The sequence below is a fragment of the Streptosporangium sp. NPDC006013 genome, from assembly GCF_040614275.1.
Taxonomy (GTDB): domain Bacteria; phylum Actinomycetota; class Actinomycetes; order Streptosporangiales; family Streptosporangiaceae; genus Streptosporangium.
Map to the genome: position 1 here is coordinate 1 of NZ_JBEXUE010000463.1, position 7826 is coordinate 7826.

A 7826-nucleotide genomic window follows, 5' to 3' on the forward strand; every position below is an offset into this window, starting at 1 on the left:
GGGCCACCTCGGGGGGCAGGGCGACGTCCTCCAGCAGGCGTCGCACCCGTTCCCGGCGCTCCGCCCGGGTGCCCGCGCGCAGCGCCCGCAGTGGTTCGGCGATGATCCGGCCCACGCTCATCAGCGGATCGAGCGACGCGTACGGGTTCTGCGCGACGAACTGCACCCGGCCGGCCCTGACGGGCGCGTCGTCCAGCAGTACGCTCCCGCCCGTCGGCTCGACGAGCCCGGTGATCATGCGGGCGATGGTCGACTTGCCCGACCCCGACGCGCCGACCAGCCCAAGCGTGCCCGCCCGGTCCAGCGTGAACGAGGCGCCCTCGACCGCGACCGTGCCGCCCGGGTACACCTTGCGCAGATCGCGGACCGCGAGCAGCGGGTCTCCCGCGATCGGCGCGGGCCCGGTCAGCGGCCGGGGGGCTGAGTCGAGCAGCAGCCGGGTGTAGGCCGCCTCCGGACTGCCGAGCACCCGCTCCGCCGGGCCTTCCTCCACGACGCGCCCCTCGGTCATGACGGCCACGCGGTCCGCGCGGTCCGCGGCGACGCCGAGGTCGTGGGTGATCAGGAGAATGCTGGTGCCGTCCCTGGCCGCGACCTTCTGAATGAGATCGAGCACGGTCTTCTGCACGGTGGTGTCGAGCGCGGAGGTCGGCTCGTCGGCGATCAGCAGCCCGGGCCGTCCGGCGAGCGCCATGCCCAGCAGCACCCGCTGCCGGAAGCCGCCGGAGAGCTGGTGCGGGTGGCGGTCGAGCACCGCCGCCGGGTCGGGGATGCCCACGCGGCCGAGCGCGTCCTCAAGGGCGGCCTCGCCAGGCCGAGGGGTCCCGGTCAGCCGCAGGGCCTCGGCGAGCTGGGCACGCACGGTCATCAGCGGGTTGAGCGCGGTCCCCGGGTCCTGGGGCACGAACGCGATCCGCCGTCCGCGCAGTCGCCGCCATGCCCGCTCCCGCAGGCCGTCCACCCGCTCGCCGCCGAAGGTGACCCCGCCGCCGGTCACTCTGGCCGTGTCCGGCAGCAGGCCGGCCAGCGCGTGCGCGAGCGTGGACTTGCCCGACCCCGACTCGCCGACCACCGCCACGATCTGCCCGGCCTCCACCGTCAGATCGGCGCGGTCCACGGCCGGCCGGCCGCGCCCGGACGGCCCGTAGCGGACGGTCAGGCCGCGTACGGTCAGCAGGGGTGTCATCGTCTCTCCGATCGCGTGCGCAGTACGTGTCCAAGGTGGTTGACCGCGAGCACCACGGTGACGATGACGAGACCGGGCACGGTCGTCAGCCACCACGCCGAGGCGAGAAACGAGCGCCCCGCGGCGATCAGCGAGCCCCACTCGGGCGCTGGCGGCGGGGCCCCGAAGCCGAGGAAGCTCACGGCGGCGACGGTGAGGATGGCGTTGCCCAGTTCGAGCGTCGCCAGCGCGGTGAGCGGCCCCGCGGCGTTGGGCAGGACGTGGGTCAGCAGCACGGTGGGGCGCCCGGTCCCGCACACCGCGGCGGCCTCGACGTACCCGGACCCGCGGACCCTGATGACCTCGGTGCGCATGATCCGGGAGAACACCGCCGCGGCCGACACGCCGACCGCGACGGCCACCTCGCGCGTCCCCGGCCCGAGCACCGCCACGACCACGAGGACCAGCAGGAACGACGGCACGGCGAGCAGCACCTCCACCGCGCGCATGACCAGGTCGTCCAGCCGCCCCCGTGCGGTTCCCGCCACCAACCCGATCGCCGAGCCGGCGATGACGGCGATGCCCACCGCGATGACGGCGGCCTGCAGCGAGGGGGCCGATCCGTGCACGACCCTGGACAACACGTCCCTGCCCAGTTCGTCCGTGCCGAACAGATGCCCGCCCCCAGGCGGGAGCAGTCGTTGCGTGAGATCGCCGCGCAGCGGGTCGGCGGGGGAGAACAGGGTGGGCGCGAGCGCGGCGGCCATGGCCGCCAGCAACACGAGCGCCGACGGCACGACGCCGAGCCGCCGCGCGAACGTCATGCGGCACGCTCCCGCAGCCGGGGGTCCACCAGCGGATGCGCCACGTCCACCGCGAGCGTCAGCAGCGTGACGACCGCCGTGGCCACCACGACCAGGCCCTGCAGCATGGGCAGGTCCCGGGTCGTGACCGCGGACTCGATCAGCCGGCCGAGCCCGTTGCGCGCGAAGACTGTCTCCACCACGACCGACCCGGACACCAGCCAGCCGGCCAGCAGCGCGATCATCGTCAGCGCGGGCATGGCGGCGTTGCGCAGCGCGTGCGCCGTCACCGCCCGCGCCCGCGACGCGCCCTTGGCTCGCGCGGTGTCGACGTACGGCTGCCGCATCTCCACGGTCAGCCGTTCGAGGAGCACCTGCGCCACGAAAGCCGACGACGGCACCGCCAGCGTCACGGCGGGCAGCACCAGACCGGCGAGCCCGTCCTCGCCCCGGGCGGGTAACAGTGGCAGCCCGAACGAGAACGCCTGCAACAGCACCAGGCCGAGCCAGAAGGTCGGGACGGACAGCGACAGGCTGGGCAGCGCGCCGAGCAGGCGGCGCAGCCACATGTGCCGGGTGTGCGCGGCGGACCAGGCGATCAGGAAACCGAGCGGGAGCGCCACCAGCAGCGCGCCGCCCGCCAGCGCGAGGGTGCGCGGCGCTGCCTCGGCGATCGTCGCGCCGACTTCCCGCCCGGTCTGGAACGACGTGCCAAGGTCGCCGCGCAGGGCGTCGAGCAACCCGTCGAGATAGCGCTCGACCGCCGGGCGGTCCAGGCCGTACTCGGCCCGCAGCGCGGCCACCCGGGCCTCGTCCACCCCGTTCTCCGGCCCCATCATGATCCGCACGGGATCGGCGGGGAGGACGTTGAAGGCCGCGAAGGTGAGCGTGTAGGCCGCCAGCACCACGGCCGCCGCCTGCGTGAGGCGCCGCGCCACGAACCGGGTCATCTCAGCTCCGGATGTCCAGGAGGATCCGCTGCCCGCCGACCTCCTGGCCGGTGTAGAGCACCACGTTGCCCGGCCGGAGCCTGCCGAGCAGCGTGAGGGTCAGCGCGCGCTGCCCCCCGGTCGGGATGACGCCGCCCTCGGGCACCGCCACCTCCCCGTCCTGCCGCAGCACCGCGCATCCCGACCAGGCGTCGATCGCCGTGGCCGTGGCCGTGGCCGGCGAGTCTTTCGAGGCGGCCGGGCGGGCGGCGTAGCGGTGGCCGCGCAGCGCGCGCCCGAGGTCGGCCGTCCACTCGTGGCCGTCGAAGCCCACCACCAGGCTGAGCGTGCGGGTCGCACCGGGACCCGGCGGGCCGGGGACCAGCCGGTCGGTCAGGCTGACCACCTCGACGTCGCCGATCACGCGCGCCGGGGCGGACAGCGTGCCTGCGGACTCCCCGTCCTCCTGCCCCTGGACGAAGTACGCGGTGTCCTGCTCGACCAGCGTCCCCTCGTGCAGGCCGAGCAGGTACGCCGGGCCGAGCAGTTCGCCGTCGAGGGCCACCGGCGGCAGGACCACCGCGCCTCCGTGCTGGAACCCGTAGGCCCCCTCGGCGTGCCCGCCCGTCAGGGCGTCGGCGGCGAACCGCACGATCGCCGCGTGGGCGATCCGCCGGGTCATCACCTGGACGGCGAACCAGTCGCGGGAGTCCTGGAGCCTGGTCAGACCGTCGGCGTCGGCGAGCACCCGCACCCGCGACGGGTCGGTGAACGGGATGAGGGCGTCCCGCAGCAGCACGAGCTGCCACAGCCACTCGTTGTAGAGGTTGCGCGCGGCATGCAGTCCGGGACCGGCGATGAGCCGTTCGACCACCGGTGGAATCCAGGTGTACCCCACGCAACTGCTGTGAATGTCCGACGGGCCGGGCGCTCCCGTGCCGGGCACGGTCCTCACCAGGTCCAGAACCACCTCGGACACCGCGATGGCGTTCTCCCGCAGCTCGCCCCTGACGTCCTGGTCGGCGAGCCCGGCGTCCAGCCGCAGCGTCCCGTAGGGACCGGACGTGCTCAGGCTGGCCTGGAGCCCGGCGATGAAGTCGGCCCTGGTGGCCTCGCCACCGCCCGCGGCGGCGACCGCCGACTCCAGCAGCGTGCTCGCGGCGGCGACGAAGGTCGCGGGATCCACCGCGCGGCCTCCGGCGAAGTCGTTCCATGTCATGCGCGTACCTCCGCGTCCTGGAAGATCGGTCGCCCCGACGCGTCGAGGCGGACCCCTGTCACCCGCTCCGAGAGCCCCACCGACGACGCCTGCTCGAAGAGCGGGATGCCGTGGCCGCCGGAAAGGATCGCCTTCGCCGCGGCCTCCACGGCGCCGGCGCGCTCGGCGGGATCGAGCACCGTGGCGATCCGGGCGATCGTGCTGTCCACCTTGTCCGGCTGAGTGCGCCGCAGCGGGTTCGCGCTCTTCACCGGGTACACGCTGGCGAGGACCGCGGGATCGCCCCTGGTCACCGCCCAGGAGACGAAGTCGTAGTCGCCCGAGCCCTGCCGCGCGCTGTTGGTGGCGTCGTCGAGCGGCGTCGGCCGCAGCTCGATCCCGGCCTCGGCGAGCTGCTGGGCCATGAGCTGGTACACCGAGCCGTAGGGTTCGTTGGCCGAGTAGACCAGGTCGAACGACAACCGCTGCGACCCCTTGGCGCGCATGCCGTCCGGGCCGCGCCGCCAGCCGGCCGCGTCGGCCAGCCGGGCCGCCTCGTCAGGCGCGAACGCCAGGTCGGTGGAGCGGTCGGCATGGCCGGGCGTGGTGCTGGCGAGCACGTCGGTCGCCGGGCGTTCGCCCGCCGCGAGCAGCGGTGCGAACCGCGACCGGTCAAGGGCGGCGCCGATCGCCCGCCGCACGGCGGGATCGCCCAGCGCGGGCCGTGACTCGTTGGGCAGCAGCGTGAACACGATGCCGGGCCGGGTGGCGGACAGCAGCCGGGGGCCCTGCTCGCCGAAGGACCGCTGGTCCTGCTGGAGCACCTGCAGGTCGGCGTCGAGCTGCCCGGAGAAGAGGCTGCCGTGCCTGGCGCTCGGGTCGGTGACGATGGCGAAGGTCAGCGCGCGTACGCGTGGGGCGCCCTGGTGGGCGGCCAGCTCGCTCGCCCAGGCGTATCCGGTGCGCGCGGAGAGCCGTACCTCCTCGTTGAGCGCGACCTGGCCGAGCACGAACGGCCCGGAGCCGGCGAGCGCGCCCGCGCAGCGCTGCTCAGGGGTCTTCCCGAGCGTGCCCGGGGAGAGCATGCCGAGCGTCACCGTCGAGGTGGCCTGGAGGAACTGCGCGCTCGGGGCGCCGAACCGCACCTCGACGGTCTTCGCGTCGGGCGCGGAGGCTCCCTCGTACCCGGCGAGGTAGCCCGAGCCGAGCGGGGACCGCGCGCCGAGCTTGGAGATGTCGTCGAGGTTGGCGACGACCGCGACGGCGTCCAGCGGCGCGCCGTCGCTGAACGTCGCACCGTCGCGCAAGGTGAAGGTGAACCGCTTGGCCTGCTTGTCGACCTTCCATGACGTCGCGAGCCACGGCACGATCTCTCCGGTGCGCGGGTCCTGGTCGGTGAGCGAGTCCACGAGCTGGCGCGACACCTGAAGGTTGGAGGTCTGCGGGGTCTGGTGCGGGTCGAGGCAGCTCACCGGCGCGGCGAGTCCCACGGTGAGGGAGTCCTTGGCGGGCGGCTCGGCGTCCGCGGTCGCGCAGGCGGCGAGCAGTACGGCGCAGCACGCTAGTACAGAGGTCAATCGAAGCACGGGCACCAGTCTGCGAGCCCGCACCCGAAATCCCGGGGTCCCCGTTCTCACTCTGTGGAAAGCGGCCGGGGTTTCTGCTCAGTGGAACCCGGGCGTTGAGCCCCCCGCCACCAGGGCAGGACCGTGCACGGCATGGACACACTGGAACGTGACAGGTTCGTCGGCGAGCTGCTGAACGCGTACCGGGGCGGGCGCGGCGGTGCTCGGCTCTCCGCTGAACGCGCTGGTGTGGCTGCCCCACCTGCCGTCGCGTGTTACCCGGACACGCCCACTCCGTCCCCATCTGACCAAGCCCTGCCAGTGCGATGACCGCCCACGTCCGCCGGGTTTCGGCGGCTCACGCCGCCGTCGAACGTCAGGTGGCGAGGAGGCCGCGGGCTTCCGCGAGGAGTTCGAAGGAGCGCAGCCAGGCCTTCCGGTCCGGGGAGGCCGAGACGGTGATCAGTTCGTCGGCCTGGAAGTTCTCGGCGAAGCGGTCGAGATAGTCCGTCACCTCGGCCGGGGTCCCGATGGCGGAGTAGGTGGCCATCTGGAGGATCTGCTGCCCCGCGGGGGAGGCGAGGATGCCGTCCGCCTCCTCCGGCGTGAACTTCCGGCCCCGGCCGAGCAGCAGGCTGACCCGGCTGCGCTTCATGGCCAGGAACTGCTCCTGCGCCTCGGCCGTGGTGTCGGCCGCGAGGACGTTGACGCCGGCGATGACGTACGGGCGATCCAGTTGCCGGGACGGCTTGAACTCGCGCCGGTAGAGCGAGACGGCGTCCTGGAGCGCGTTCGGCGCGAAGTGGGAGGCGAAGGCGTACGGCAGCCCGAGTGCGGCGGCGAGCCTGGCTCCGAACAGGGAGGAGCCGAGGATGTACAGCGGCACGTCGGTGCCCTTGCCCGGCGTCGCGTCGACGCCCGGGATCCGGGACTCGCCGGTCAGGTACCCCTGCAGTTCCAAGACGTCCTGCGGGAAGTCGTCCGCGGCCATCGGGCCGCGGCGCAGGGCTCGTGCGGTCTGCTGGTCACTGCCCGGCGCCCGGCCGAGACCCAGGTCGATGCGCCCCGGATGCAGCGTTTCGAGGGTTCCGTACTGCTCGGCGATGGTCAGCGGGGAGTGGTTGGGGAGCATGACGCCGCCGGCTCCGAGGCGGATCGTCCGGGTGTGCGCGGCCACGTGGGCGATGAGGACGCTGGTCGCCGAGGACGCGATGGTGGGCATGTTGTGGTGCTCCGCGTACCAGATCCGCCGGTAGCCCCACTCCTCCGCGCGCTGGGCCAGGGTCACGCTGGCCCGCAGGCTGTCGGCGGCCGTCTCTCCCTCGCCGATGTGCGCCAGATCAAGGATGGAGAGTGGAAGAGCCATGGAGAGCAAGCCTTTCATCGCGGGGAGGGCGGAGCGTGCACCCCTTCGAGTTCTGTGCAACGGCGCCGGTGCTGCGGTTATTTCAGCGCCGCTCGCCGGGACGGAACCGGAATCCACCGTGGTGGGGGTGAACGGCCCTCAGCTCACCACCCCCCTTCAGCCTGGCCTTGACCTTCCCCGCATGCGGCGTGTCCTCCGCGAACGGCTTCCAGGTCCGTGTTGCGGTGACGGTACTCGGGAACGCGCTTTCCGGAGGCGATCTGGAGGCGAGATCCGCGGCGCCTCGGAGTTCGCCCACAGGTGGCCGGTGCGCACCATTTTGGACCGGTCGTGGACAGCGGTCTGAAACTTTCATCGGGTTCGAAACCCGTTCGGTGAGGTCAGGGGCCGGGACGGTCCTAATTCAGGGGCTCCGACGTGCAACAAGCTGTACACACGGGTGAAACATCCGGACTATGGGAGCGCTCCCACCATCGTCCTGGAGATGATCACGCATGAGAGTCAATTCGCGTCGCCACGCCTGGCGTAATCGGGCGGCGACCACGGCGGCACTGCTGGTGGCCGCCGCCGGCCTTGCCACCGGGCAAGCCGCCACCGCGCACGCCGCAGTCGCCTGCGACGTCGCCTACACGACCAACGACTGGCAGGGCGGCTTCACCGCAAGCGTGACCGTCAAGAACCTCGGTGACCCGCTGACCGGCTGGACCCTCGGGTTCAGCTTCCCGACGACCACCCAGCAGCTCACCCAGGGCTGGAGCGCCACCTGGGCGCAGAGCGGCCAGGCCGTCACCGCCAAGAAC

Annotated in this window: 7 protein-coding genes; 1 reads left to right on the top strand and 6 read right to left on the bottom strand. The window is 73.0% G+C overall.

All coding sequences use genetic code 11. The annotated features are described in order from the left end of the window. The 6 genes from ABZ260_RS41675 to ABZ260_RS41700 all read right to left on the bottom strand — a co-directional run. On the bottom strand, positions 1-1186 hold a 1186-nt coding region (locus ABZ260_RS41675), incomplete at its 3' end, for an ATP-binding cassette domain-containing protein (protein ID WP_355628790.1). Further along, the gene (locus ABZ260_RS41680) at positions 1183-1989 is read right to left on the bottom strand and encodes an ABC transporter permease (RefSeq protein WP_355628793.1); all 807 of its coding nucleotides are present in this window, start codon (positions 1987-1989) and stop codon (positions 1183-1185) included. The genes ABZ260_RS41680 and ABZ260_RS41675, both read right to left, overlap by 4 nt. Continuing rightward, the gene (locus tag ABZ260_RS41685; RefSeq protein ID WP_355628796.1) at positions 1986-2918 is read right to left on the bottom strand and encodes an ABC transporter permease; all 933 of its coding nucleotides are present in this window, start codon (positions 2916-2918) and stop codon (positions 1986-1988) included. The genes ABZ260_RS41680 and ABZ260_RS41685 overlap by 4 nt, the downstream gene beginning before the upstream one ends. A gap of 1 nt (position 2919) precedes the next feature. Continuing rightward, positions 2920-4116 (bottom strand): hypothetical protein, encoded by a 1197-nt coding sequence (locus ABZ260_RS41690; RefSeq protein ID WP_355628799.1) that lies wholly within the window; start codon positions 4114-4116, stop codon positions 2920-2922. Beyond that, the gene (locus ABZ260_RS41695) at positions 4113-5672 is read right to left on the bottom strand and encodes an ABC transporter substrate-binding protein (protein ID WP_355628802.1); all 1560 of its coding nucleotides are present in this window, start codon (positions 5670-5672) and stop codon (positions 4113-4115) included. Before ABZ260_RS41695 ends, ABZ260_RS41690 begins: the two co-directional genes overlap by 4 nt. 364 nt (positions 5673-6036) lie before the next feature. Next, on the bottom strand, positions 6037-7026 hold the full coding sequence (locus ABZ260_RS41700; protein WP_355568350.1) for an LLM class flavin-dependent oxidoreductase: 990 nt from the start codon (positions 7024-7026) through the stop codon (positions 6037-6039). 494 nt (positions 7027-7520) lie between these two features. Here ABZ260_RS41700 and ABZ260_RS41705 point away from each other — a divergent pair. Beyond that, a partial coding sequence (locus ABZ260_RS41705; protein WP_355628805.1) for a cellulose binding domain-containing protein occupies positions 7521-7826 on the top strand: 306 nt, incomplete at its 3' end.